The sequence below is a fragment of the Lichenicola sp. GTC18331 genome, from assembly GCF_055386855.1.
In genome coordinates this window covers 1,775,115-1,798,055 of record NZ_AP045015.1, presented here as the reverse complement: position 1 = coordinate 1,798,055, position 22,941 = coordinate 1,775,115, and the positions used below count along the sequence as shown (strand labels likewise).

Genomic DNA, 22,941 nt, shown 5'->3' with positions numbered 1-22,941 from the left:
AGCATTTGCCTAACGGGGTTTTATCGTTTCGCAACATTGTTATGGCGGCGCAAATGTTCCTATTTTGTTCTTGATTTGCCGTCGGGAAGGGTGGAGGATCGGGCCGTGGCCGCGATGGCCCCGACCGAGGCAGGACGCGGAGGCGGACCGATGGATCAATGGATGGATTGGGAGGCGAACCTGCCTCCAGTGCCGATCCGGCACGGACGCGGCGTGTCGGACAACGTGCCGAACCGGTTCGAGCGCACGGTGACGGAGCCGTTCGACGATGGCTGGCCGGGCGAGGCGGAGGCGGCGCCGATCGATGCGCCGCTGCCGCCGCTCGCCACCACGCTGACCCCCGACCGCAGCCGCAGCGCGATCTCGCGCAACCAGAGCCCGGATCTCGGATTCGACCGCGCGATCAACCCGTATCGCGGCTGCGAGCATGGCTGCGTGTATTGTTATGCGCGGCCGAGCCACGCTTATCTCGGCTGGTCGCCGGGGCTCGATTTCGAAACCAGACTGACCTTCAAACCCGGAATCGCCACCTTGCTGGAGCGCGAGCTGCGACGTCCAGGCTACGAGGCGCGGCCGATCGCGCTCGGGTCCAACACCGATCCCTATCAGCCGGTGGACCGGACGCTGGCGCTGACTCGTCAGGTTCTGGAGGTGCTGGAGCGGTTCGATCATCCGGTCAGCATCGTCACCAAGTCGGCCGGTGTGCTGCGCGACGCTGATATTCTGCGACGCATGTCGGAGCGTGGTCTGGCGCGCGTGTGGCTGTCGGTGACGACGCTGGACCATGCGCTGGCGCGCCGCATGGAGCCGAGGGCGGCGGCGCCGCATCGCCGTCTGCAGGCGGTGGAGCAGTTGGCGAAAGAAGGAATCGCGACCGGGGTTCTGGCCGCGCCGATGATCCCCGGGTTGAACGATGCCGAGCTGGAACGCATTCTCGAAGCCTCCGCCCTGGCCGGTGCGGATGCGGCCGGCTATACGCTTCTGCGCCTGCCGCTGGAGTTGCGCACCCTGTTCGAGACCTGGCTGCATCAGCATTATCCGCAACGCGCCGCGCATGTTCTGACGCTGATCCGGCAGACGCGGGACGGGCAGCTGAACGACAGCCGGTTCGGCCGGCGTTTCATCGGACAGGGCGCCTACGCCGACCTGCTGGCGCAACGCTTCGCCATCGCGTCGCGCCGGAACGGCCTGTCGCGGCCGGCATCGTTGCGATGCGATCTGTTCCATGTGCCGCCGGACCCGAACGCGATGGTCGCGCGCGGCGCGGAGCGGCAGATGGCGCTGTTCTGATGCGCGATCTGCGCGGATGCTCGGTTCTGTGCGACGCGTTCCATGCCCCGGCACTGGGAGAAGCATCGCGTCTGCGCAATGCGCTGATCCGGATCGACCGGGACGGGGTGATCGAGCGCGTTCTCGCAGCCGACGATCCCGACCATGCGGCGGCGGCGAAACGGGCCGACCGGGACGGAGCCTTGCTGCGCCTGGACGGGTTTCTTCTGCCCGGCTTCGTCGATCTGCACATCCATGCGCCGCAGATCCGTCAGCTGGGGCAGGCGCTCGACCGGCCTTTGGAAGAATGGCTGCTTCACTACACCTTTCCACTGGAAGTGCGTTTCGCCGATCTCGCTTTCGCCGATGCGACCTATGCCGCCCTGGTGGCCGATCTGCTGGAAGGCGGCACCACCACCGCGGTCTATTTCGGCACGCTGCACGGTGCCGCCACGCTGCGTCTGGCCGAACTCTGCGTGGCGCTCGGGCAAAGAGCGATGGTCGGGCGTGTGGCGATGGATCGCGCTGAGCTCTGCCCGGCTGATTATCGCGATCCGGACGCGAACGCGGCGCTGGACGGCACCCGCGCCTTGATCGAGCAGATCGCCTCGATCCCGAACAATCGCGGTCTGGTGCGGCCGATCGTCACGCCGCGTTTCGTTCCGGCCTGCACCGATGCGCTGCTGCACGGCCTGGGCGAGATCGCGCGCGCGCATGACTGCGCGGTGCAGACGCATTGTTCGGAAAGCGACTGGGCGCACCACGATGTTCTGCAACGCTTCGGACGCAGCGACGCCGCCGTTCTGGACGGGTTCGGCCTGCTGACGCGCCGCACGGTTCTGGCGCATGGCGTGGCGCTGCAGCCGGACGACATGGATCTGATCGCCCGTCGCGGCGCCGGCGTCGCGCATTGCGCGCTCTCCAACGCCTATTTCGCGGGCTCGGTGTTTCCCCTGCGTGCCGCTCTGGCGCGCGGCGTGCGCGTCGGGCTCGGCACCGATATCTCCGGCGGTCCGAGCGCGTCGATGTTCGAGGCCGCGCGCATGGCGGTGGCGGCCTCGCGCATGCTGGACAGCGGCGTGGACCCGTCTCTGCCGCCGGAACAACGCGGGCGTCCCGGATCGCGCATCGATATCGCCGCCGCCTTCCACCTCGCCACGGCGGGCGGGGCGGACGTGCTCGATCTGCCGGTCGGACGCTTCGCCCCCGGCATGCTGTTCGACGCGATCAGGATCGATCCCAACGCGCCGGGCGGCACGCTGCGGATCTGGGGTGGCGAAAGCGATGCCGATCTGCTGGCGACGCTGCTCTACGGCGCCTCGCGCGCCAACGTGGCCTCGGTCTGGACCGGCGGCAGGCTGGCGGGCCGCTCCGCACGCTGATGCGTGGTTCTGCGCGCCGGCAGAACCAGATTGAGCAGCACGGCAGCCCCCGCCCCCACCGCCGTGGCCGAGCCGAACAACTCGCGCACCGGCAACGGCCAATCGGCGATCAGTGCACGCGGCAGCAGCGCGGTGCCGAGCCCGAGCAGGATCGGCAGCCCGGCCACCATCGCCGTGCGCTCGTCATGCCCGTTCTCCTCCGATGCACGCGCCAGGATGCGCAGACCGTTCATCAGGATCACCACGCACAGCACGCCGAAAATGCCGCCGATCAATGGCGCCGGAACGCAGGCGATGAAAGCCGCCAGCTTGCCGCACAAACCGAACGCCACCAGAAACAACGCCGCCACCGCGAACACGCGCCGGCTGCTGACGCCCGTGAGCGCGATCACGCCGCCATTCGCGGAATAGCCCGTCACCGGCGTGCTGCCGAGCAGGGCGGACACGAGACAGCCGAGCCCTTCGCCCAACGCCCCGCGATCGGCCTGCTTCTCGCCGAAGGGCTGGCCGGTGATGGCCGACACCACCAGCCACGTGCCCGTGGTTTCCGCCAGCACCACCGCATAGACCAGCAGCATCGCCAGCATCGCGCCCGGCTGCACATGGAACGGGAAATCGAGGCCGATGAAGCGCGGCCGCGCCACCCAGGCGGCGGCCCGGACCGGCGATAGATCGAGCCGTCCCATCGCGAACGCAAGGAGCGAACCGCCCAGCAGCGCCACCAGCACGGAGCCGCTGCGCAGGATCGCGCCCGCGCGTCCCAACGACGCGCCGCCCAGGCTGGCGCCGACCAGGAGGGCGGCGGACGCCATCGCCAGCAGCAGGTTGCCGTCCAGACGCTCCGGCGCGTCGGCCAGAACATCGGCCTGGATCGCCACCGGCATCAACGTGATGCCCACCACCACGATCACCGCCCCGCCGACCAGAGGCGGCACCAGCCTGCGGATCACCCGGTGAAACAGGCGCAGCGGCCAGCCGACCAGGCAGAGCAGCAGCGCGCCGGGGATCAGTGCTGTGACCGCCGTGCCGATCCCGTCCACCCCGCCGCCGGCCGAGGCGGCGATCGCGATCATCGCGCCGATCGGCACGTAGGACGGTCCCTGCATCAGCGGCAGGCGCAGGCAGAGCTGCGACTGGATCAGGCTGGCGACGCCCGCCGCCACCAGCGACGCGGCGATCAGCGACGCCATCAGCGCGGCCGGCAGGCCCAGCGCCGTGCCGATCAGGAACGGGACGATATAGACGTCCATCGAAAGCGCGTGCTGCAGGCCGAGCGGTACGGCCTGCCAGACGGGAATGCGGTCGTCGACCCGGTGCATCGGGGTCAGGCCGCCGCGCAGTCGATGCAGTCGGCCGCCTGTTCCACCTGGAAGGTGGCATGGCCGATTCCGAAGCGCTCCTGCAACTGGACCGAGGCGGTGCGCAGCAGCGCATCGTCCGGCGGCAGGCCGGGACGGACCAGATGCACGGTGAGCGCCGTTTCCGTGGTGCTCATGCCCCAGATATGGAGGTGGTGCAGGTCGGACACGCCCGGGAGCGCCCGCAGATATTGCGCCACCGCCGCCTGATCGATCCCCTGCGGCACCGCATCCAGCGCCAGGGCGACCGACTGGCGCAGCAGCGACCACGTGCCGATCACGATGATCGCCGACACCAGCAGGCTGATCGCCGGGTCGATCCGCTCCCAGCCGGTCAGGGTGATCAGCAGCCCGGCCACCACCACGGCGGCGGCGGTGAGCGCATCGGACAGCATGTGCAGAAAGGCACCGCGCAGATTGAGGTCGTCCTTGGCGCCGGACATGAACAGCAGCGCGGTCACGCCGTTCACAACGATGCCGATCGCGGCCACGATCATCACCAGCGTGCCGCCGACCGGCACCGGATGCAGCAGGCGCCAGATCGCCTCCCAGGCGATGCCGCCGGTGATCACCAGCAGCAGGGTGGCGTTGAACAGCGCCGACAGGATGGAGGAGCGGCGCAGACCGTAGGTGAAACGCCCGGCCGGCCGTCGCTTCCCGAGCACGCTGGCGAGCCACGCCGCGCCGATGCCGAGCACGTCGCCGAGATTGTGTCCCGCATCGGACAACAGGGCGAGCGAGCCGCCGATCACGCCGTAGACGGCCTCGCCGGCGACATAGAGCAGGTTGAGGGTGATGCCGATGGCGAAGGCGCGGCCGAAACTGGCCGGGGCATGGGAATGGCCGCCGAGACCGTGCGAATGGCCGTGATGATCATGGCCGTGTCCGTGTCCGTGTCCGTGTCCGTGCGCGCCATGACCGTGCCCGTCATGGTCGTGATCGTGGTCCCCGGCACCGTGGCCGGAAGGGGCGTGCCCATGAGCGTGTTGATGGTCGTGGTCATGGCCGCAGCCGCAGCCATTTCCGTGGCTGTGATCGTGCGCACGGTCCTGCGCTCCGGCGTCGTCGGGGCCGTCTTCGCCGTGGCGATGGTCCGCCGTCTGGTCGTGATCTCGCTGCTGCATGGGCCACCTCCCTCATCCGTGCTTGCACGCCCCCGACGCCGGGGCGATATCCGGGCGCATGGTTTCTGCCCTTTCTAGCCGGGTTTCTCCATGCTGCGCGTGACGGAACTCAAACTGCCGCTGGATCATGCCCCGGAGGCGGTGCTGCCGGCCATCGCCGCGCGCCTCGCCGTGCCCGAAACGGACGTGCTGTCGCACGCCTTGTTCCGGCGCGGCTACGACGCCCGCAAGCGTGGCGCGATCAGCCTCGTCCACACCTACGACGTGGCCCTCCGCGACGAAGCCTCGGTGCTGGAGCGGCTCCGCGACGATCCGCGCGTAGGGCCGACGCCGGACATGCGCTACCGGTTCGTGGTCGAGGACGGCGAGGCGCGCGCGGTGCGTCCCGGCTATCGCCGTCCGGTGGTGATCGGTGCTGGACCGTGCGGCCTGCTGTCCGCGCTGATCCTGGCGCAGATGGGGCTCCGCCCGCTGATCCTGGAGCGCGGCCGCGCCGTGCGCGAACGCACGGTGGACACCTTCGCCCTGTGGCGGAAGGCGCGGTTCACAGCGGAAAGCAACGTGCAGTTCGGCGAAGGCGGCGCCGGCACGTTCTCCGACGGTAAGCTCTACAGCCAGGTCAGCGACAAGCATCATTACGGCCGCAAGCTGCTGCACGAATTCGTGCGCGCCGGCGCGCCGGAAGAGATCCTGACCGTCTCCAAGCCGCATATCGGCACCTTCCGTCTGGTGTCGATGGTCGAGCGCATGCGCGCAGAGATCGAGCAGCTGGGCGGGGAATACCGCTTCTCCGCCAAGGTGACCGGCTTTTCCATCGGACGCGACGCCGAGGGGCAGCGCCGCATCGAGGGCGTGACGCTGGAGAACGGCGAACACATCCAGGCCGACCACGTGGTGCTGGCGATCGGCCATTCCGCGCGCGACACCTTCGCCGCCCTGCACCAGGCCGGCGTCGAGATGCATGCCAAGCCGTTCTCCATCGGCGTGCGGATCGAGCATCCGCAATCGATCATCGACGCGGCCCGCTTCGGCGATCATGCCGGGCATCCGCTGCTCGGCGCCGCGGACTACAAGCTGGTGCATCACGCGAAGAACGGCCGCGGCGTCTACAGCTTCTGCATGTGCCCGGGCGGCACGGTGGTGGCGGCCACATCGGAAGAGAACCGCGTCGTCACCAACGGCATGAGCCAGTATTCCCGCGCCGAGCGCAACGCCAATGCCGGCATCGTGGTCGGATTGACGCCGGAGGATTTCGCGCCGTTCGGCGAAGGGCCGCTGGCTGGTCTCGCCTTCCAGCGCCACTGGGAAAGCCTCGCCTTCCAGGCCGGCGGCGGCGGCTACCGCGCGCCCGCGCAGCGCGTCGGCGATCTTCTGGCCGATCGCGCGTCGCACGAACTCGGCGCGGTGGAACCGTCCTACAAGCCGGGCGTCACGCCCACCCATATCGGCACCTGCCTGCCGGATTACGCGGTGGAGGCGATCCGCGAGGCGCTGCCGGCCTTCACCCGCCAGATCAGGGGGTTCGACATGGCGGATGCGGTGATGACCGGCGTGGAAACCCGCACCTCGTCCCCCGTGCGCATCACCCGTGGTGCCGATCTGCAAAGCCTGAACACGCGTGGCCTGTATCCGGCAGGCGAGGGCTGTGGCTATGCCGGCGGCATCCTGACGGCAGGGATCGACGGGATCAGGGTGGCGGAGGCGCTCGCTTTGGCGGGGTGATGCCGCCGGGTGGACAGGCCCCGCCCGGACGTGCACGGTCCCGATCCGGAACGGAGCCTGCATGAGCCTTCATCCCGCCGCCAGAGTGACGGATCGCTTCGGCCATAATGCCCAGCTGCAGGGCGTGTTGGCGAGGATCGCGGTCGGCGCATTGATCGGGCTGGGCATCGTCGCAACGGGCGGTCTCGGAGCGATCGCCGCCGGCGCCGCGGTGGCCACCACGGGCATCGCCGGTCTCCTGGGCGACGCGATCGGCAGCGCCATGGCCGGCCCCGAGACGGGCGCGCTCACGATCGGCTCGTTCAACGTGTTCATCAACGACCTTCCGGCGACCATGGTCCAGAAGGCCATGGGCGAATGCCTGATGCACGGCGAGGAGCCGCTGCCGGTCGCAACGGGCTCCGCCGCCGTATTCATCAACGGCCGCCCCGCTTCGCGCGTGACCGATCTGCTCGTCTGCGGCGCCATGATCCGCTCAGGCTTGCCCAACGTCTTCATCGGCGGACCGCGACAATCGCCGGTCTGTTCGGCGCTTCGGGGCCAGCAGAACGATCTCGCCCGCTTCGCCATCGACGCCCTACGATCCGCCAGAAACGCGCAAGGCGCCGGACGGATATCGCAATGCGACGACCGAGGACCTGACGGCGCTCGGTTTGACCGAGAAGATGCTTGAGCACCCTGGTGATCCAGACAATCATGACAAACCTACAGAGTTTCGCGCAGCCGTATTCGTAGATAATAAAACAGGGGCGCCGCTGATTGCCTTTAAAGGAACCTCTATTTTCAGCGGTCAGGACTGGCATGCCAATTTGAAGTAGGGTCTTGGCGATCAGACGTTCTACTACTCGCAAGCTCAGCTTATTGCCACGAACGTCGCCGGATCACCTGCCGGGGCAAGCGCCCGGTTCACTGGACATTCGCTGGGGGGCGGCATGGCGTCCGCTGCTGCGGAAGCATCCGGCCTCCCGGCTACGACATTCAATGCTGCCGGCCTCAATGCCCGAACAGTCCCCCATCCAGTTCCAGCCAATATCGATGCCGTCTACGTGAAAGGAGAGGTCCTGCGGGCGAGCCAAGCCATTCCTGGAATGCCGAAATCTGCCGCGACGCGGACCTGGGGACTGGATGCCGCAGATTATGGCCGGCAAACGGCGGTCGTCGCGTTGGCGGCTCTCGGACCGTGGGCCGCCGCGGGAGGGATCGCCGTACGAAGCGTTCTTCTGCACATGATGAGTTCGGTCAACGGCGCTCTGGCTCAGAAACAGGCGCAGGTATCCCAAGCGCTCATTGAGAATGGCTGTCTGTAATGCGGAAAGGCGTTCTGGTGTCTTGCCTGCTTCTTAACCTGGCCGTGATGCTCGCAGGTTTCAAAAGTATGGCAGGGGAGGATTTGATGAACGGATCTACAGGACGCTCACTCTTCGGAGCGATCATGCACGGCGACACGGACGGCGTGAAGGAACTGGTGGCTCAAGGACGAAATCTAAACGAGCGTAGTCCAGAAGATCAGGGAACTCCCATGATCCGAGCCTCACAAATCGACACATGGCCTCTGGTCGAGATTCTTCTGGATCACGGCGCCGATATTTGGGCCCACGATCAGTTCGGAATAACAGTCGCACAACGTGCAGTGGCGAGCCGCATCCTCCCCGGTTCGCCAGAAGACGCGGCCCGTCTCCGCGTGATCGAAAAGCTCAAGGCGCGCGGCTATCCGTTCCCCCCGCCGGGGCGTGCGGAAATCCTGGCGCTGGACAAAGACGGCAAGTGGCCGCCGAAGAAGGAAGACTCTCATGTCCGGTGACCTGACCAGCACGGTGCAATCCATGCGGATCACCTGCCCGCCGGGCTGGACGGATGCGTCCATGCTGATCGTCACGGCGGGAACGCCCGGTGCGTCGGGGGTCACGCCGACGCTGGTGGTGTCGAAGGAGGCGGTGCCGGACGACCTGCCGGAGGAGCGCGTCGAGCGCCTGACGCAGTTCGTTGACCGTCAGGTCGAGAAGATGCGCGCCTCGCTGGACCGGTTCACGCCGGTCTCCCGCCGCGACGCGACGCGCGAGCGCATGACGGTGGAGCTGCGCATACGCTGGGCGTCGAGCGGCATCCCGGTGACGCAGTCGATCCTGTTCGCCTTCGCGGACGACAAAACGGTTATCACCTCGACCGCCACGGCGGGCGATGCGGATTTCGCCGCGCTCGAACCGACCTTCCGCACCATGCTGCAGAGCTTCCGAAACGGTTGAGATCGGCGCAGCGTTTCTTCTTTTTCTGAAGAAAAAGAAGCAAAAAGACTTTTACCCGTTAGGGTTCTCGAACCTTGCCGGTTCTCAGCCCCGAACGGACAAGAGTTTTTTGGTTCTTTTTTGCAAAAAAGAACGCGAACCTCTCACCTCAAACAGGCGACAGAAACACCACCTCGGAACGCCCGTTCTCGACCAGATCGGCGATCGCGGCGTTGAACCGCAGCCCGTGCGCCGTGCGCATATGCGCCTGAAAGGCAGCCTCGTCGCGATAGGTCTCCTCGACGTGGAAATGGTTCGGCCGGTCGGCGAGCGTGTAGACCACGAAGCGTTCGTTGCCCGGCTCGGCCTCCACGTCCTGCTTCAGGCGACGCAGCAGATCGGCGACGATCTCCCGCTTGCCGTCGAGCGCCACCATCGTCGCATACAAGGTCACAGTCATCGTCCGCTCCGCATCGATCCGGGACCGGAGAAGGAAACGGATACCGGCGCCGGTCAAGCCGGTCTCAGGCGGCGACGAAACCGGGCGCTGCGTCCTCCGGGACCGGCGATGCGGCTCCGTCCGCGAACAGATGCGCAGCGGACAGATCCAGCACGCACGCACTGCCGACGGGAATCAACGCCCGGTCGGCCGGCACATGGATCTCGATTCCCGGCTCGGAGACCTGTCCGGCAGGCGCGACGCGGTAGCGCAGAAACGCCCCGCGCCGGATCGCACCGATCACCTGCGCCGCCGGGCCGGGACCGGACGAGGGCAGCAGCCCGATCGCATGCGGACGCGCCATCACCAGCACCGGACCGTCCGGCACCGAAGCCTGCGGCAGAACGATCCCGGCCTCGCCCCAGGCGCCGTCGAGACGGATCGCGCCGCCCGCGCTTCGGCCCGGCAGGGACACGGTCTCGCCCAGGAAGCGATGCACGAAGGGCGAGCACGGCGCGTCCTCCAGCATCGCCGGGGTGCCGATCTGCTCGATGCGCCCGTCGCGCAGGACCGCGATCCGGTCCGCCACCTCCAGCGCCTCCTCCTGGTCGTGGGTGACCAGGATGGAGGTGAGGCCGAGACGGTTGTGCAGCCCGCGCAGCCAGGTGCGGATCTCCTTGCGCACCAGCGGGTCGAGGGCGCCGAACGGTTCGTCCAGCAGAAGCAGCTCCGGCTCGGTGGCGAGCGCGCGGGCGAGCGACACGCGCTGCCGCTGGCCGCCGGAGAGCTGCGAAGGGTAGCGCCCGGCCAGATCGCCGACTTGCACCAGATGCAGCAGGGCGGACACGCGCTCGCGGATCTCGGCCCGGCCCGGCCGCGTCGCGCGGGGCCGCACCTTCAGCCCGAACGCCACGTTGTCGGCCACGCTCATATGCGGGAACAGGGCGTAGTTCTGGAACGCGAAGCCGATATTGCGGTCCCGGGCCGGAACATGCGTCACGTCGCGCGCGCCGATCCGCACGCTGCCGTCATAGCCCGGCTGGAGCCCGGCGATGATGCGCAGAAGCGTGGTCTTGCCGGCGCCGGACGGCCCCACCAGCGCCAGGAACTCGCCGCGCGCGACGGCGAGATCGATCCCGCGCACCGCCGGGGTCCGCCCGAACACGCAGGACACGTTCCGAAGTGCGACGCCCATTCCGTCTCCCGTCATGCCGCAGCGTCCCGTGCCGAAACGGCCCCACCCTGCCGGCGCCATTCCACCACGCCGCGTACGGCCACCAGCAGGCCCGACGCCAGCGCCAGAAGAGCCGCCAGGGCGAAGGCGGCGGTGGTCTCGTAGCCATCATACAGCGCCTGGATGCGCAGCGGCACGGTTTCGGTTAGGCCCGGCACATGCCCGGATACCACCGACACCGCGCCGAACTCGCCCAGGGACCGCGCGGCGCAGAGCAGGATGCCGGACAGAAGCGCGGCCCCGGCTTCCGGCAGGGTGACGCGGAACAGGATCGGCAGGAAACCGGCGCCGAGCATGGTCGCGGCTTCCTCCTGCGCCCGGCCGCGCGCCTCCATCGCCGGCATCACCGTGCGGGTGACGTAGGGAAAGGTCACGAACAACGTCGCCAGCAGAATGCCGGGCAGGGTGAACACCAGACGGATGCCGTGCGCGGCGAGGAAGGGCCCGAACCAGCCATGCCGGCCGAACAACAGCACCCAGACCAGACCCGCCACCACGGGCGACACCGAAAGCGGCAGCTCAATCAGCACCAAAAGCAGCGCGCGGCCGGGGAAATCGAACCGCGTCAGGGCGAAGGCGGCCAGAAAGCCGCAGGCGGCGTTGATCGGCAGAACGATCGCCGCGACCAGCAGGCTGAGACGGATGGCGGCGCGCGAATCCTCGTCCGCCAGCGTCGCCAGCGCCGCGGGAACGCCCTGGCGCAGCGCCTGCCCGAACAGGACGCCAACTGGCAGGATCAACATCAACAGCACCGCCAGCCAAGCCGCGGCGCTCAGCAACCACCCGACCGGCGTGATCCGCACGCGGCTCATGACCGTGCTCCGGAGCGGTCGCCGGTCCGGCGTCGCGGCGTCGGGCGCCGAAGCGAACAGACGGCGAGCACGATCCGGATGGGCCTCGCCGCCGCGCCCCGCGCAGCAGGCTCGAACGGTGTCGCGGCGTCGCGATCGCCGCCCACGCGGCAGGCCCGAACCGGGCGTGCTCCACGACTGCGCTCCGTGCAGCGCCCGCGGGCGACGACGATCGGCCATCCCACTCGCGTGGTTCCCGGCGGGATCATGGCCGCACCCCGCGCAGGGCCGGCAGGTGGCGCCGCAGCACGGTGACCAGAAGCAGGCAGACGGATGCGGCCAAGAGCATCAACAGACCGATCCCGGCGGCGCCGGCATAATCGTCCTCCGACAGGCGGATCACGATCAGCAGAGGGGCGATCTCCGAGCGCATCGGGCGGTTGCCGGCGATGAAGATCACGCTGCCGTACTCGCCGACGCCGCGGGCGAAGGCCAGCCCGAAGCCGGTGAGCAGGGCCGGCAGCAGGGCCGGCACGATCACCCGCCACGCGACCTGGAACGGCGCCGCACCGAGCGTCGCCGCCGCTTCCTCCAGCTCGAACGGCAGCGCACGCAGCACCGGCAGAACCGCACGCACCACGAACGGCAGACCCACGAACATCAAGGCGAGCACGATCCCGAGCGGGGTTCCGGCGACGGGTAGGCCGAGCCGGGCCAGGGGCGCGCCGATCAGCCCGGTGGGCGCGTAGAGCGTGGCCAGGGTGATCCCGGCCACGGCGGTCGGCAGGGCGAACGGCAGGTCGATCAAACTGTCCAGCAGGCGCCAGCCCGGCGGCCGGACCCGGTCCAGCACCCAGCAGATCAGCAGGCCGAGCAGGGTGGTGGACGCGGCGGCCAAGAGCGCGCAGCCGAACGACAGCCGCAAGGCCGCCAGCGTCCGGGGCGCCGACAGCGTGTGCAGCATGGTGCCGACGCCGTTCTCCCACGGCCGCGCCGCCAGCGCCGCCAAAGGCAGCAGCACCAGCAGACCGACCCAGAACAGAGTGATGCCGAAACTGGGCAGCGCCCCCGGGATCACCGAGGGCGTGCGCGGACGGCGCCGGACGAGGTTCACCCGGTCAGCGGCCGCCGCCGGAGATGCGGTCGAACACGCCGTTCTGATCGAAATGCTTGCTCTGGACAGCGCGCCAGCCGCCGATCTCGGCCACGTCGTACATCTTCACGGCCTGGAATTCGCCGGCATGTTCCTTGGCCACCGCCGGGTCGATCGGGCGGTAATGGTTCTTCGCCGCGATCTCCTGACCCTCATGCGAATACAGGAATTCCAAATAGGCCTTAGCCACCGTTTCGGTGTGGTGCTCACGCGCCACGCTCTCGACCACCGCCACGACGGGCTCGGCCTTCACGGACGTCGACGGGTAGACCACGTCGAAACTGCCCGCGCCGAGATCGTGCGCGGCCAAAAGCGCCTCGTCCTCCCAGGCCAGCAGAACGTCGCCCTGTCCGCGCTGCACGAAGGTGTTGGTGGAGCCGCGCGCGCCGGTGTCGAGCACGGGAACGTGCTTGTAGAGATCGGCCAGGAACGCCTCGGCCTTGGTCTCGTTCGCGCCCGGCTGGTGCAGCGCCCACAGCCAGGCGGCGATATAGCTCCAGCGTCCGCCGCTCGAGGTCTTCGGGTTCGGCGTGATCACCTGCACCCCGTCGCGCACCAGATCGGACCAGTCGTGCAGGTTCTTCGGATTGCCGTGCCGGACCAGGAACACGATGGTGCTGGTATAGGGCACCGCATGGTTGGGCAGCTGCTCGGTCCAGTTCTTCGCGACCAGTCCCTTATCGGCCAGCACGTCGATGTCGGACTGGATGCCGAGCGTCACCACGTCCGCCTGCAACCCGTCCAGCACGGCGCGGGACTGGGCGCCGGAACCGCCATGCGAGGTCTTGATGCGGACCGGACCGCCGCCCGGCTGCGTCTTCCACCAGTCGGCGAAGCGCGCATCCACCTGCTTGTAGAGTTCGCGCGTGGGATCGTAGCTGACGTTCAGCAGCGCGGTCTGCGCCAGCGCCATGCCGGGCAGAAGGCAGCCCATCGCGGACGCCATCAGCGGGCCGAGCAGCGTTCGGAAGCGATGCGTCATGTGGGTGATTCCCGTTCGGAAAGCGTGCCGATCTCGTTTCGACGGCCTAAGGAACGGGTATCATGGTGGTATGCGACATGCAATCACGCCGCATCGTTATTCGTATTAAATTACACGATGTATGAAAGTATTTCTTTCGCGTCGGTCAGGCGGCCAGCGCCCGCATCAGCCGCCCCGGATCGTCCACACGCAACAGCACCCCGCCCCCTGCCACGCCGAGCCGGAGATTCGGCTGGTCTAGCCCGAACAAACGCTGTTCGTCAGGCCGTCTCGGCGTTTCCCCGTCATGGGGACGCACGGTCTCAATGGCGGCGCGCTGCACCATCCGCCGTGCGACCACGCCCAGCCTGATCTCCAGCCGGTCCGAAAACAGAAGCGTGGGCCGGAACATCAACGATTTCGCATAACCGACGAGATAAACAGCAAGAATCGCGTGCAGCCCGGTGCAGATCCAGGCGGTCGGATGGCCGCAGAGATGCGCCAGCAGGACATGCATCAGCGGTGTCTCGATCAGGAAACCGGCCGCTGTCAGCCAGCACATCGCCACCTCCATGCCCGTGGCGGTGGCCGGAAACGGTTCCGCGCCCTGCGGCAGATCGGACGCATTCCGGCGCCAACGGCACAGGCCGAACCAGAACAACCGCAGTTCCGCTCCGGCGACCGGAACCAAATCCGGAAAGGCGCGCGCCAACAGCGCAGGCACGCCGCGTTCGCCGACGGGTGCTCTCCGTGCCACGCTCCAGATGCGCCAGAACAAGGCTGTCGCGAGCATCAGCCAGGCAATGGCGACGAGCGGGAGGCGGGAGGACATGCCGTCGGCCTGGACCAGCACCGAGGGTGTGGTGGCGGCCAGAACCAAAGGAAGCGCTGCATGTTCGGCGCGGAACGGACGCTTCAACAGCAGGGACAGAAGAAGCAGGCTCCCCGAGGCGATGGCCAGTGCCGCGGCATGGGCGTGCCGGATGCCGACATGGAGCAGCCAGGGGCCGAGCAGGGCGGCGAGACAGGCGAGAGTGGAGAGCATTCTGGCGCGCATGGTACGGTGGTCTCCGATCCTTGCGCAGTATGGCTGGACGGATCGTCTGAGGCGACAAGTCGATGCGGCAACCGTTCTTCCGCCCAAGACCTTCGTCCGTCAGGGGGGATGACGGCTCGGACGTCCGATACATTCTGTATCGGCGTTAGAACTTTCTTCAAGTTTTCGATCGTAGAACCGAACGGATAACGAAAGGTCCGCTCGATGCCTACGACCAGCAGCTCTTCCCGTCCCCTCGCGAACGTGCGGCTTTCCATAGGCACGAAGCTTGCCGCCAGCTTTCTCGGTCTGACACTGTTGACCGTCGCGATGGGAACCCTGTCCCTCAACCGGATGGCGGTCATGGACGCGGCTGCCGGCTCAATGCGGGACAACTACCTTCCGAGTACCCTGAACGCCGGCCTGATCGGGATCGGGATTGCCAATGTCAGGCGCCACGAACTGGGACTGACCGCCTTCGGCCTGACCGATCCCAAGATCCGTGGCGATCAGATCGACAAGCTCGAGGCCGGTATCGAAGCGGTCGATCAGGCTCGTCGTGATTACGAGCCGGTCATCGATGCCGGAGAAGAGCGAGAAAAATATACCGCTGTGTTCGACAAACTGTGGCCGGAATACAAGGAAAGCCTCCGTCGGATCATCGAACAGGTGCGGCAGAACCAGATCGCGACGGTTCCGAGGCAGGTCTTCGACGAAGGCGCGGCCTTCATCAACCCGCTCACCGACTTCGTGCATTGGGACATGGACTACGACAAGAGACTCGGCCAGCAATCCGGACAGATTTCGCTCGCGACGTACCAGACGACATGGTGGTGGCTCGTATCCGGTCTCGGAATCGCGATCGTGCTGAGCATCGCCCTGTCGATGTTCCTGATCCGGCATATCGCCGGCGCGATTTCCGCCATAACCGGCGCGATGCGTCGGCTGGCCAGGCGGGAAATGACCATCGACATTCCGGGGCAGGCGCGCACCGACGAACTCGGCGAGATGGCGGCTGCCGTGCAGGTGTTCAAGGACAACATGATCCAGGCGGACGCGTTGTCTGCCGCCCAGGCGACGGAACGGGCCGAGAAAGAGCAGCGCGCGAGCAGGCTGCAGGACCTCGTCAACGGCTTCGAGGCCAAGATCGCGCAGATGGTCGGTCTTCTCGCCTCGGCATCGACCGAACTCGCGGCGACGGCCAGGACCATGAACGGCACGGTGGAGCAAACCAGCCGCCAGTCCGGCATCGTGGTGGATGCCGCTCAGGAAACCAGCACCAATGTGCAGAATGCCGCCGCCGCGGCGGAGGAACTGTCGGCATCGATCCGCGAGATCAGCCAGCAGGTCTCCGCCGGCGCCGAGCAAGCCCGTTCTGTCGCCCAGGACGCCCAGCGCACGGATGCCGTGGTCGAGGAGCTGTCGCAGGCATCAGGCCGGGTCGGGCAGATCGTCGAACTCATCTCGTCGATCGCCAGCCAGACCAATTTGCTGGCGCTGAATGCGACCATCGAGGCGGCGCGGGCTGGTGAGGCCGGAAAAGGGTTTGCCGTGGTGGCCTCGGAGGTGAAGAGCCTGGCTCAGCAGACCGCCAAGGCGACGGACGGCGTGACCGATCAGGTCAAACAAATCCGACAGGCGACGGAAGCGGCCGTCGCCGCGTTGGGCGGCGTCCGAATCGGGATCGAGAACATCAACAGGAGTTCGGTCGCCGTCGCTGCGGCCGTAGAGCAGCAAGGTGCCGCGACCGGCGAGATCGCGCGCAACGTCCAGCAGACGGCCGCCGGCACCCGCACGGTCAGCGAAAGCATTCTGGCGGTCAGCCGCTCGACCCAGGAGAACGGCGCGGCGGCAACGCAGGTATTGGCGTCGGCCGGGGAACTGTCCCAGCAGGCGGAGATGCTCAATCGCGAGGTCAAGAGCTTCCTGCATCTGGTGAAGGCGAACTAGCACGATCCCGAACGGGCCAGACGGACAACCGAACGGAGACATGCGCCATGAGGATGCGGTGCCGGCCCGCTTCGTGGCGCGGCACCGTATCACGCAGGCCCGGCTGGGTCCGGCGGGTCAGGAGCCGCCTGCCTCGCGTGCGGCCCTGGCGCGTTCGTTGAGGGTGACCAGCGTGTCGGCGAAGCGGTTCTCGCGTTCGGCGTCGCGCAGGAAGCGGACGTTCTGCACTAGCAACTCGGCCGGTGTCGGGTCGGCGCTCCAAAGCTGCATGATCTCGTCGGCGAAGGTGTCGAGCGGCATGTAGCCGGGGCGTGTGGACTGCCCGGGCGTCAGACCGGTCTGCACGCCGGGCGGGGCGAGCTCGATCACCTCGACGCGGCCTTTCAGCTCGGCGCGCAGGCTTTCGGTGTAGGAATGGATCGCCGCCTTGGTGGCGGAATAGGTGGCCGTCGCGGTCAGCGGCACGAAGGCCAGGCCCGAGGTCACGTTGACGATCGCGCTGTCGGGCTGCGCGCAGAGATGTTCGACGAACGTGTCGATCAGGCGGATCGGCCCGAGCAGATTGGTGGCGATGGTGGCTTCCGCGTCGGCGAGGTCGCGTTTCCGGTCCAGGGTTTCGAACCGCATGATGCCGGCATTGTTCACCAGCACGTTCAGCGTGGGGTGATCGGCCAGGACCCGTGCGGCCATGGCGGCGATGGAGGCGGGGTCGTCCATGTCCACCGTGACGGCGTGCATGTTGGCGCGGCCGTCGATCGCGCGTTCCAGCATTTGCCTGCGTCGGCCGGACACGATCACGGTGTTGCCGGCATCGTGCAGCCTGTGTGCGAGGGCTTCGCCGATGCCGGAGCCGCCGCCCGTGATCAGAATGGTGTTGCCGGTCTTGCGCATGATGCCGCTCCTTCTCCGTTGCGAAGGGAAAGCGGATCGACGGTCGCCCGGTTCCGCCATCCCGGCCGGATCACTCGCGGCAGAGGGCGGCGATCCGCTCTCCTGCTGTGTCGGGTGCGGCCAGATGGCTCTTGTTCTCGCCCGGAAAGGCGCTGGCGCGGAAGCGCGTGGCGGTCGGTCCGGGGTCGAACAGATGGAGCCGGATGGCGGGATTCTCGGCGGCCCAGCTTCCGGCCATCGCGGCCAGTGCCGCGCGCGTCGCGGCAAGCGCGCCCCAGAACGGTTCGGGCGCGGCCGTGCCGGTCAGCAGCACCGCGCGCGGATCGGGCGCGCGGAGCAGCAGCGGGGTGAGGGTCCGCAGCAGGCGCCAGCCTGCGGACAGATTGACCGACAGCGCGCGGTCCCAGTCGCCGGCTGCGAGATGGGCTACCGGGGTCAGCGGCGGCGGGTGCGCCGCGGCATGCACCAGCAGGTCGAGCCGTCCGAAACGCTGCGCCAGCGTCGGGCCGATCGCATCGATGCTGTCGCCGTCGGCGAGGTCCATCGGCAGCAGGGTGGCCGGGGCGCCGCCCGCGCCCTGGGCGAGATCGTCGGTTTCCTCGAGACCGCCCACCGTGCGGGCCAGCAGAACGCAGCGCACGCCGCGCCGCGCCAACGCCACGGCAGCGGCGCGGCCGATGCCACGGCTCGCCCCCGTGACGAGGGCGATTGGGGCGACGGCGGCGGCGACCGGGGCGGTTGACGCGTTCGCGCTCAATGCGCGCCGGTCAGCAGATCGGGGCGGGCGCGGCTGTCCTCGTCCAGATCGACCAGGCTGATCGGGTAGTCGCCGGTGAAGCAGGCGTCGCAATAGAACGGCTTGCCGGCGTCGCGGCCTTCCGCGTGGCCGAGCGCGCGATACAGCCCGTCGAGCGAGATGAAGGCGAGGCTGTCGGCGCCGATCAGCCTGGCCATCTCGTCCGTGTCGTGATTGGCGGCCAGCAGCTTGCCGCGCTCCGGCGTATCGATGCCGTAGAAGCAGGAATGGGTCGTGGGCGGCGAGGAGATGCGCATATGCACCTCCTTGGCGCCGGCCGCGCGGACCATCTCGACGATCTTGCGCGAGGTTGTGCCGCGGACGATCGAGTCGTCCACCAGGATCACGCGCTTGCCCTCGATCATCGCCTTGTTGGCGGAATGCTTCAGCTTCACGCCGAGATGGCGGATCTGGTCGGTGGGCTCGATGAAGGTGCGGCCGACATAGTGGTTGCGGATGATGCCCAGCTCGAACGGGATGCCGCTTTCGTTGGCGTAGCCCATCGCCGACGGCACGCCGGAATCCGGCACCGGCACGATCACGTCCGCCTCGATCGGATTCTCGCGCGCCAGTTCGGCGCCGATCCGCTTGCGGGCCTCGTAGACGCCATAGCCGTCCAGCACCGAGTCGGGGCGGGCGAAGTAGATGTATTCGAACACGCAGAACCGGCCGCGCCGATCGCCGAACGGCTTGATGGAGCGCACGCCGTCATTGTCGATGATGACGATCTCGCCCGGTTCGACGTCGCGCACGAACTCGGCGCCGACGATGTCGAGCGCGCAGGTCTCGGACGCCAGCACCCAGGCTTCCTTGCTGTTGTTGGGGCCGATCTGGCCATCCGGGTGCGGGATGCGGCCCAGGATCAGCGGGCGCACGCCGAGCGGATCGCGCACGCCGATCAGCGATTCGCGGCTGAGCACGACCAGCGAATAGGCGCCGATCACCTGCTTCACCGCGTCGATCAGCCGGTCCACCACGTCGGTGTAGAGCGAGATGGCGATCAGGTGGATGAACACCTCGCTGTCGGTGGTGCTCTGGAAGATGCAGCCGCGCCGCACCAGCGCCCGGCGGAGGTTCGTGGCGTTGGTGAGGTTGCCGTTATGGCCGACCGCGAGGCCGCCGAACTCGAACTCGGCGTAGAGCGGCTGGACGTTGCGGATCAGCGTGGCGCCCGTGGTGGCGTAGCGGTTGTGCCCTACCGCCGCCGTGCCGGGCAGGCTGGCCATGATGCGCGCGTCGCCGAACACGTCGCCGACGAGACCGAGACCCTTATGGGTGTGGAAGCGGGCGTCCGGGCCGGTTTCGGAGAACGACACGATGCCGGTGGCTTCCTGGCCGCGATGCTGCAGGGCGTGCAGGCCGAGCGCAGTCATGGCGCCGGCATCCTGGGCGTTCCAGATGCCGAACACGCCGCATTCCTCATGCGGCTTGTCGTCGTCATAGGGGCCGATCGGCGCGCCGGACAGGTCGGTCATCGCGGGAAACTCCTGTTTCGGGGTGCGGACGCGGCGGAGCGGATCGGTCCTGGATCAAGCCGGGCGATCACGGGGAGCGGTCCGTTTGCGGAGGGGACAGGGCATCGTCCGGGCCGGACAAGGCAGCGTCCGGCCTGTAGCGATCGGGCAGCAGGGCGGAGACATGGGTGGCGGTGCTGCGTACCGGCGGCAGGAAGCGGCTCTGCGCCACGGCGGTGGGCCATTGCGACACCGGCCAGACAGAGACCGCGAGCATGGCGGCGATCACCAGCACGGCGAAGCCGCGCAGCAGGCCGAACAGAAAGCCGAACAAACGGTCGATCCCGCCCAGCACCGATCCGCGCGCGAGGCTGCCCAGGGCGGCGGCGACCAGCAGAAACACCACCAGCAGCACGGCGAACACCACCAGAAACGCGACCGGCCCGGCAATGCTGGGATCGGGGATCATGCGGCTGGCGAACGGCATCGCCTGCGGTGCGAGCCGGGCCGCCACCAGGGCGGCGCCGACCCATGCGGCGAGGCCGAGCGCTTCGCGGACGAATCCACGTGCCAGCCCGAGCAGGGCGGACAGCGCCAGCAGGATCAGCACGGCGATATCGACCCAGTTCATCGGGAGGGCCCGTGCGAGCGGGGGTGAGGAAGGGGATGGGGCGTCACGATGGGCGCTATATCGTCCCGCAGCCCCGGCAACGCCAGCCCAAACGTTGTGAAACAATCCTGCCGTGCGTCGGATCGTATACCGGATGGCGTGTCACGGCAGTTTGGTGCTGTCCACGCGCCAGGGTTTGAGTGCGCGCCGCGGCAGCCGGCTCTGTGCCTGGTTGAGCTGCATCAGCAGGGTGCCGAGCTGTTCGCGCTTGTGCAGCTCGATCCAGACCTCGCGCGGATCGAGGCCGATCCTGGCCCAGATCTCGAACAGATGGGCGAACAAGGCGGCGCTGTTGCGCACCAGTGCGTCACGATCGGTCCGGATGGAGGCGGACACGCAATCCATCGCCGTTTCGCCGAAGGCGCGTCCCAGGACGGAGATGTCGGCGGGGTGCGTTTCGGCCGGGTCCGTCGCGGGACCGGCCTGGGACCCGGCTTGCCGCCACAAGGCGCGGAGGACGGCTTGAACCGTATCGGTCCGCGACGTCATCGGGCCGGGGAACAGGGGTGGCGACGGGATCGCCGGGAAGGGCACAGGCGCATGGGGATCCGTTTCGTCGCCGACGGTGTTCCACCTATAGGGGGCCTGTGCCGATCCTGCGAGGATTACCGGGACGGCCCCGGAATTCCGCGTCGAGCATGCAATCGTCTCGACGAGCATCCCGATCCGCCGAACCGGTCCGCCCGGCGGACGATGCTCTAGCCGGCGTGGTAGCGCAGGGTGCCGGCGAGGTGCACGTCGAGGAACCGGTCCTCGTCCGCCGGCGGCAGGTCGAGCGCGGCGTTTCCGTCCGTCCAGCTCGCCATGCCGACCTCGCTGTGCCAGCCGCGGCCGCTGGTCGGCATGTCAGCGGCGTCGAGCCCGTTCCACAGCACCATCCGGTCCACCGCCACGCCCAGCGTGCGGCGATCGTCCACGAACGGGCCGATGGTCTCGGACGGGACCGCCGCGCGCGAGCGCAGCCGCACGGGCTGGGCGCCGCGCGGGATCTGGAACATGTGGCGCTGCGCGTCGCGGCGGCATGCGGCGATCTCGCTGCCGTCGTCCAGCAGCAGGCGCAAGGCGGGATCGTCGGTGAAGGCGGCCGGTGCCGTTCTCGCCGGGCGCAGGCCGAGCATGGCGGCGCGTTCGCGCAGCGCGTTCCAGACCGGTTCCACCAGCGCGCGCGACACCGCCAGGGGCGCCGCCAGTGCGACCGGCTCGGTCCCCGTGGCGGTCCGGTTCAGGTGCAGCCGGTTGTCGCCGTCCAGATAGCTTTCCGTTCGGAGCCCGTCGGACAGGATGATGGCGTGCTCCGGCAGTTCGACATGGAAATAGTCGTACCGGGTGAGATCGCGATCGATCACGATCGAGGCGCCGTTCACCAGCATGCGCGCCGGCACCAGGCCGGCATCGGTCAGGATGCAGTGCTCGGGCGTCACCAGCAGGTCGCGATGCGGCACCCTGGCGGCGAAGGCGTCGCGGCGGATCCGGATGGGAAACGCGCTGTCGCGGAAGGCGTGCTGCGCCGCATCCATGCTGTTGCCGCCGGCCCAGCGCACCGGGCGTGGCACCGGACGGCCGTCGACGATCGCCGTCACCAGATCGTCCTCGCGCAGGTCTTCCACCGCGCGTTCGCCGAACGGGGTGTCGATCATGGTGCCGCGCAGGAAGCAGGGCACGAAGGACAGCACGAGATTGCCGTTGAAGGTCTGGGTGTTTCCGCCCTCGACGGCGGCGGCGTTGCCGAGGCTGAAATTGCCGATGGCGGTGTCGGCGCCGAGGCCGGAGATCGTCACCACCGTGCTGGTCGTGCCGTTGGAGAAGCTCAGCGTGCCGGTCGTGGCCGTCGGATCGAAGTTGTAGGACAGGAGCCGGGCATTGCCGAAGGCGACGCCCTTGAACACGACCTGGTCGCCGGAAGCGGCGAAGCCGGTCAGGGCCAGGGCGCCGGGTTGGGCGCCGAGATTGAGCACCAGTGTGTTGTCGATGCCCTTGAAGGAGATGATGCGGGCCTGGGCGAAGGCGTCGGCGGACAATTCTATCGCGCCGTAGCCTTCGACGGGGTTATCGTAAGAATAGCTGCTCGACGTGTTGACCAGCGTGGTGCCGGTGTTGGTATTGGTCTTGTTTCCGCTCGCGATCGATGTCGAGCTGTAGCCGATCACGAAGTCGGATTTGGTGGGCGAGCCCTGAAAGGTTCCGCCCTTGCTCAGGATGGTCAGGTAGGAATAGGCGCCGGCGTCGATGATCGGGTTCGGAAACACGCTGGGCGCGTTGATGATGGCCGAGACGATTGCGCCGGGCGCACCGTAGCTGACGATCTTCCCGAAATTCTGCAGGTTCGTGTAGACGCTGCTGCTCGAATAGATCAGCTCGACATTCGTGTAGGCGAGGTCCGGAGAGGTGGTCATGCAGGCGATCCCGTTCGGCGGGTCGCCACGAAGCCCGGACCCACTAACTAAATGTTAGCTTGCTGGCGCCGGACTCTGCAACGAAAACTAACGAAG

Annotated in this window: 21 protein-coding genes and 1 pseudogene; 8 read left to right on the top strand and 14 right to left on the bottom strand. The window is 68.0% G+C overall.

Annotated elements, in window-relative coordinates:
- The first annotated feature begins 150 nt into the window (after nucleotides 1–150).
- Both ACZ5BM_RS08305 and ACZ5BM_RS08300 read left to right on the top strand, forming a co-directional pair.
- Nucleotides 151–1,290: a PA0069 family radical SAM protein gene (locus ACZ5BM_RS08305; protein ID WP_498911392.1), complete on the top strand. Its 1,140-nt coding sequence runs from the start codon at nucleotides 151–153 to the stop codon at nucleotides 1,288–1,290.
- Nucleotides 1,290–2,651: an amidohydrolase family protein gene (locus tag ACZ5BM_RS08300; protein ID WP_498911390.1), complete on the top strand. Its 1,362-nt coding sequence runs from the start codon at nucleotides 1,290–1,292 to the stop codon at nucleotides 2,649–2,651. Before ACZ5BM_RS08305 ends, ACZ5BM_RS08300 begins: the two co-directional genes overlap by 1 nt.
- On the opposite strand, the gene ACZ5BM_RS08295 is transcribed toward ACZ5BM_RS08300, so the two are convergent.
- Together ACZ5BM_RS08295 and ACZ5BM_RS08290 are read right to left on the bottom strand one after the other, a co-directional pair.
- A complete protein-coding gene (locus ACZ5BM_RS08295; RefSeq protein ID WP_498911388.1) occupies nucleotides 2,579–3,970 on the bottom strand; it encodes a uracil-xanthine permease family protein in 1,392 nt (463 codons plus the stop codon). The two genes, ACZ5BM_RS08300 and ACZ5BM_RS08295, sit on opposite strands and share 73 nt — an antisense overlap.
- A gap of 5 nt (nucleotides 3,971–3,975) precedes the next feature.
- Nucleotides 3,976–5,133: a cation diffusion facilitator family transporter gene (locus ACZ5BM_RS08290; RefSeq protein ID WP_498911386.1), complete on the bottom strand. Its 1,158-nt coding sequence runs from the start codon at nucleotides 5,131–5,133 to the stop codon at nucleotides 3,976–3,978.
- A gap of 90 nt (nucleotides 5,134–5,223) precedes the next feature.
- Between ACZ5BM_RS08290 and ACZ5BM_RS08285 the strand changes: the two genes are divergently transcribed.
- The 5 genes and pseudogenes from ACZ5BM_RS08285 (at nucleotide 5,224) to ACZ5BM_RS08265 (ending at nucleotide 9,098) form a co-directional block, all read left to right on the top strand.
- On the top strand, nucleotides 5,224–6,855 hold the full coding sequence (locus tag ACZ5BM_RS08285; protein WP_498911384.1) for an NAD(P)/FAD-dependent oxidoreductase: 1,632 nt from the start codon (nucleotides 5,224–5,226) through the stop codon (nucleotides 6,853–6,855).
- Nucleotides 6,856–6,916: 61 nt separating this feature from the next.
- The gene (locus ACZ5BM_RS08280; RefSeq protein WP_498911383.1) at nucleotides 6,917–7,528 is read left to right on the top strand and encodes a PAAR domain-containing protein; all 612 of its coding nucleotides are present in this window, start codon (nucleotides 6,917–6,919) and stop codon (nucleotides 7,526–7,528) included.
- A pseudogene (locus ACZ5BM_RS08275) lies at nucleotides 7,509–8,162 on the top strand (Tle-like phospholipase domain-containing protein). The gene ACZ5BM_RS08280 and the pseudogene ACZ5BM_RS08275 overlap by 20 nt, the downstream one beginning before the upstream one ends.
- A gap of 125 nt (nucleotides 8,163–8,287) precedes the next feature.
- Nucleotides 8,288–8,656, top strand: a complete 369-nt coding sequence (locus tag ACZ5BM_RS08270; RefSeq protein ID WP_498911381.1) for an ankyrin repeat domain-containing protein — start codon at nucleotides 8,288–8,290, stop codon at nucleotides 8,654–8,656.
- Nucleotides 8,646–9,098, top strand: coding sequence for a DcrB-related protein (locus ACZ5BM_RS08265; RefSeq protein ID WP_498911379.1), 453 nt, complete (start codon nucleotides 8,646–8,648; stop codon nucleotides 9,096–9,098). Before ACZ5BM_RS08270 ends, ACZ5BM_RS08265 begins: the two co-directional genes overlap by 11 nt.
- Before the next feature lie 148 nt (nucleotides 9,099–9,246).
- Here the strand turns inward: ACZ5BM_RS08265 and ACZ5BM_RS08260 are convergent, their stop codons facing one another.
- The 6 genes from ACZ5BM_RS08260 to ACZ5BM_RS08235 form a co-directional block, all read right to left on the bottom strand.
- Nucleotides 9,247–9,537: a putative quinol monooxygenase gene (locus ACZ5BM_RS08260; RefSeq protein ID WP_498911377.1), complete on the bottom strand. Its 291-nt coding sequence runs from the start codon at nucleotides 9,535–9,537 to the stop codon at nucleotides 9,247–9,249.
- A 64-nt stretch (nucleotides 9,538–9,601) separates the two neighbouring features.
- On the bottom strand, nucleotides 9,602–10,711 hold the full coding sequence (locus ACZ5BM_RS08255) for a sulfate/molybdate ABC transporter ATP-binding protein (protein ID WP_498911376.1): 1,110 nt from the start codon (nucleotides 10,709–10,711) through the stop codon (nucleotides 9,602–9,604).
- Nucleotides 10,712–10,722: 11 nt separating this feature from the next.
- Complete coding sequence (locus tag ACZ5BM_RS08250) at nucleotides 10,723–11,562, bottom strand: ABC transporter permease family protein (RefSeq protein ID WP_498911375.1); 840 nt, start codon at nucleotides 11,560–11,562, stop codon at nucleotides 10,723–10,725.
- Nucleotides 11,563–11,806: 244 nt separating this feature from the next.
- Nucleotides 11,807–12,655 (bottom strand): ABC transporter permease, encoded by an 849-nt coding sequence (gene cysT, locus ACZ5BM_RS08245; RefSeq protein ID WP_498911373.1) that lies wholly within the window; start codon nucleotides 12,653–12,655, stop codon nucleotides 11,807–11,809.
- Nucleotides 12,656–12,659: 4 nt separating this feature from the next.
- Complete coding sequence (locus ACZ5BM_RS08240; RefSeq protein WP_498911546.1) at nucleotides 12,660–13,640, bottom strand: sulfate ABC transporter substrate-binding protein; 981 nt, start codon at nucleotides 13,638–13,640, stop codon at nucleotides 12,660–12,662.
- A 181-nt stretch (nucleotides 13,641–13,821) separates the two neighbouring features.
- Complete coding sequence (locus ACZ5BM_RS08235) at nucleotides 13,822–14,712, bottom strand: hypothetical protein (protein WP_498911371.1); 891 nt, start codon at nucleotides 14,710–14,712, stop codon at nucleotides 13,822–13,824.
- A 204-nt stretch (nucleotides 14,713–14,916) separates the two neighbouring features.
- On the opposite strand from ACZ5BM_RS08235, the gene ACZ5BM_RS08230 reads away from it, so the two are divergent.
- Nucleotides 14,917–16,641 (top strand): methyl-accepting chemotaxis protein, encoded by a 1,725-nt coding sequence (locus ACZ5BM_RS08230; RefSeq protein WP_498911370.1) that lies wholly within the window; start codon nucleotides 14,917–14,919, stop codon nucleotides 16,639–16,641.
- Between the two features lie 117 nt (nucleotides 16,642–16,758).
- On the opposite strand, the gene ACZ5BM_RS08225 is transcribed toward ACZ5BM_RS08230, so the two are convergent.
- The 6 genes from ACZ5BM_RS08225 to ACZ5BM_RS08200 form a co-directional block, all read right to left on the bottom strand.
- Nucleotides 16,759–17,532 carry an SDR family oxidoreductase gene (locus tag ACZ5BM_RS08225; RefSeq protein ID WP_498911368.1) on the bottom strand — a complete coding sequence of 258 codons (774 nt, stop codon included), beginning with the start codon at nucleotides 17,530–17,532 and terminating at the stop codon, nucleotides 16,759–16,761.
- A 70-nt stretch (nucleotides 17,533–17,602) separates the two neighbouring features.
- Nucleotides 17,603–18,289, bottom strand: coding sequence for a Rossmann-fold NAD(P)-binding domain-containing protein (locus ACZ5BM_RS08220; RefSeq protein ID WP_498911366.1), 687 nt, complete (start codon nucleotides 18,287–18,289; stop codon nucleotides 17,603–17,605).
- Nucleotides 18,286–19,803: an amidophosphoribosyltransferase gene (purF, locus tag ACZ5BM_RS08215; RefSeq protein ID WP_498911364.1), complete on the bottom strand. Its 1,518-nt coding sequence runs from the start codon at nucleotides 19,801–19,803 to the stop codon at nucleotides 18,286–18,288. The genes ACZ5BM_RS08220 and purF overlap by 4 nt, the downstream gene beginning before the upstream one ends.
- A 67-nt stretch (nucleotides 19,804–19,870) precedes the next feature.
- Complete coding sequence (locus tag ACZ5BM_RS08210) at nucleotides 19,871–20,413, bottom strand: CvpA family protein (protein ID WP_498911362.1); 543 nt, start codon at nucleotides 20,411–20,413, stop codon at nucleotides 19,871–19,873.
- A gap of 141 nt (nucleotides 20,414–20,554) precedes the next feature.
- Nucleotides 20,555–20,941, bottom strand: a complete 387-nt coding sequence (locus tag ACZ5BM_RS08205) for a phosphoribosyl-ATP pyrophosphatase (protein ID WP_498911360.1) — start codon at nucleotides 20,939–20,941, stop codon at nucleotides 20,555–20,557.
- A gap of 209 nt (nucleotides 20,942–21,150) precedes the next feature.
- Complete coding sequence (locus ACZ5BM_RS08200; protein ID WP_498911358.1) at nucleotides 21,151–22,845, bottom strand: Hint domain-containing protein; 1,695 nt, start codon at nucleotides 22,843–22,845, stop codon at nucleotides 21,151–21,153.
- Nucleotides 22,846–22,941 lie beyond the last annotated feature (96 nt).

What these genes read in the sequence shown, in the direction of transcription:
- purF (WP_498911364.1), bottom strand. Translation starts at nt 19,803, where the DNA reads ATGACCGACCTGTCCGGCGCGCCGATCGGCCCCTATGACGACGACAAG.
- ACZ5BM_RS08225 (WP_498911368.1), bottom strand. Translation starts at nt 17,532, where the DNA reads ATGCGCAAGACCGGCAACACCATTCTGATCACGGGCGGCGGCTCCGGC.
- ACZ5BM_RS08240 (WP_498911546.1), bottom strand. Translation starts at nt 13,640, where the DNA reads ATGGCGTCCGCGATGGGCTGCCTTCTGCCCGGCATGGCGCTGGCGCAG.
- ACZ5BM_RS08205 (WP_498911360.1), bottom strand. Translation starts at nt 20,941, where the DNA reads ATGACGTCGCGGACCGATACGGTTCAAGCCGTCCTCCGCGCCTTGTGG.
- ACZ5BM_RS08250 (WP_498911375.1), bottom strand. Translation starts at nt 11,562, where the DNA reads ATGAGCCGCGTGCGGATCACGCCGGTCGGGTGGTTGCTGAGCGCCGCG.
- ACZ5BM_RS08290 (WP_498911386.1), bottom strand. Translation starts at nt 5,133, where the DNA reads ATGCAGCAGCGAGATCACGACCAGACGGCGGACCATCGCCACGGCGAA.
- ACZ5BM_RS08235 (WP_498911371.1), bottom strand. Translation starts at nt 14,712, where the DNA reads ATGCGCGCCAGAATGCTCTCCACTCTCGCCTGTCTCGCCGCCCTGCTC.
- ACZ5BM_RS08300 (WP_498911390.1), top strand. Translation starts at nt 1,290, where the DNA reads ATGCGCGATCTGCGCGGATGCTCGGTTCTGTGCGACGCGTTCCATGCC.
- ACZ5BM_RS08260 (WP_498911377.1), bottom strand. Translation starts at nt 9,537, where the DNA reads ATGACTGTGACCTTGTATGCGACGATGGTGGCGCTCGACGGCAAGCGG.
- ACZ5BM_RS08295 (WP_498911388.1), bottom strand. Translation starts at nt 3,970, where the DNA reads ATGCACCGGGTCGACGACCGCATTCCCGTCTGGCAGGCCGTACCGCTC.
- ACZ5BM_RS08280 (WP_498911383.1), top strand. Translation starts at nt 6,917, where the DNA reads ATGAGCCTTCATCCCGCCGCCAGAGTGACGGATCGCTTCGGCCATAAT.
- ACZ5BM_RS08230 (WP_498911370.1), top strand. Translation starts at nt 14,917, where the DNA reads ATGCCTACGACCAGCAGCTCTTCCCGTCCCCTCGCGAACGTGCGGCTT.
- ACZ5BM_RS08200 (WP_498911358.1), bottom strand. Translation starts at nt 22,845, where the DNA reads ATGACCACCTCTCCGGACCTCGCCTACACGAATGTCGAGCTGATCTAT.
- ACZ5BM_RS08305 (WP_498911392.1), top strand. Translation starts at nt 151, where the DNA reads ATGGATCAATGGATGGATTGGGAGGCGAACCTGCCTCCAGTGCCGATC.
- ACZ5BM_RS08285 (WP_498911384.1), top strand. Translation starts at nt 5,224, where the DNA reads ATGCTGCGCGTGACGGAACTCAAACTGCCGCTGGATCATGCCCCGGAG.
- ACZ5BM_RS08210 (WP_498911362.1), bottom strand. Translation starts at nt 20,413, where the DNA reads ATGAACTGGGTCGATATCGCCGTGCTGATCCTGCTGGCGCTGTCCGCC.
- ACZ5BM_RS08265 (WP_498911379.1), top strand. Translation starts at nt 8,646, where the DNA reads ATGTCCGGTGACCTGACCAGCACGGTGCAATCCATGCGGATCACCTGC.
- ACZ5BM_RS08255 (WP_498911376.1), bottom strand. Translation starts at nt 10,711, where the DNA reads ATGGGCGTCGCACTTCGGAACGTGTCCTGCGTGTTCGGGCGGACCCCG.
- ACZ5BM_RS08270 (WP_498911381.1), top strand. Translation starts at nt 8,288, where the DNA reads ATGCACGGCGACACGGACGGCGTGAAGGAACTGGTGGCTCAAGGACGA.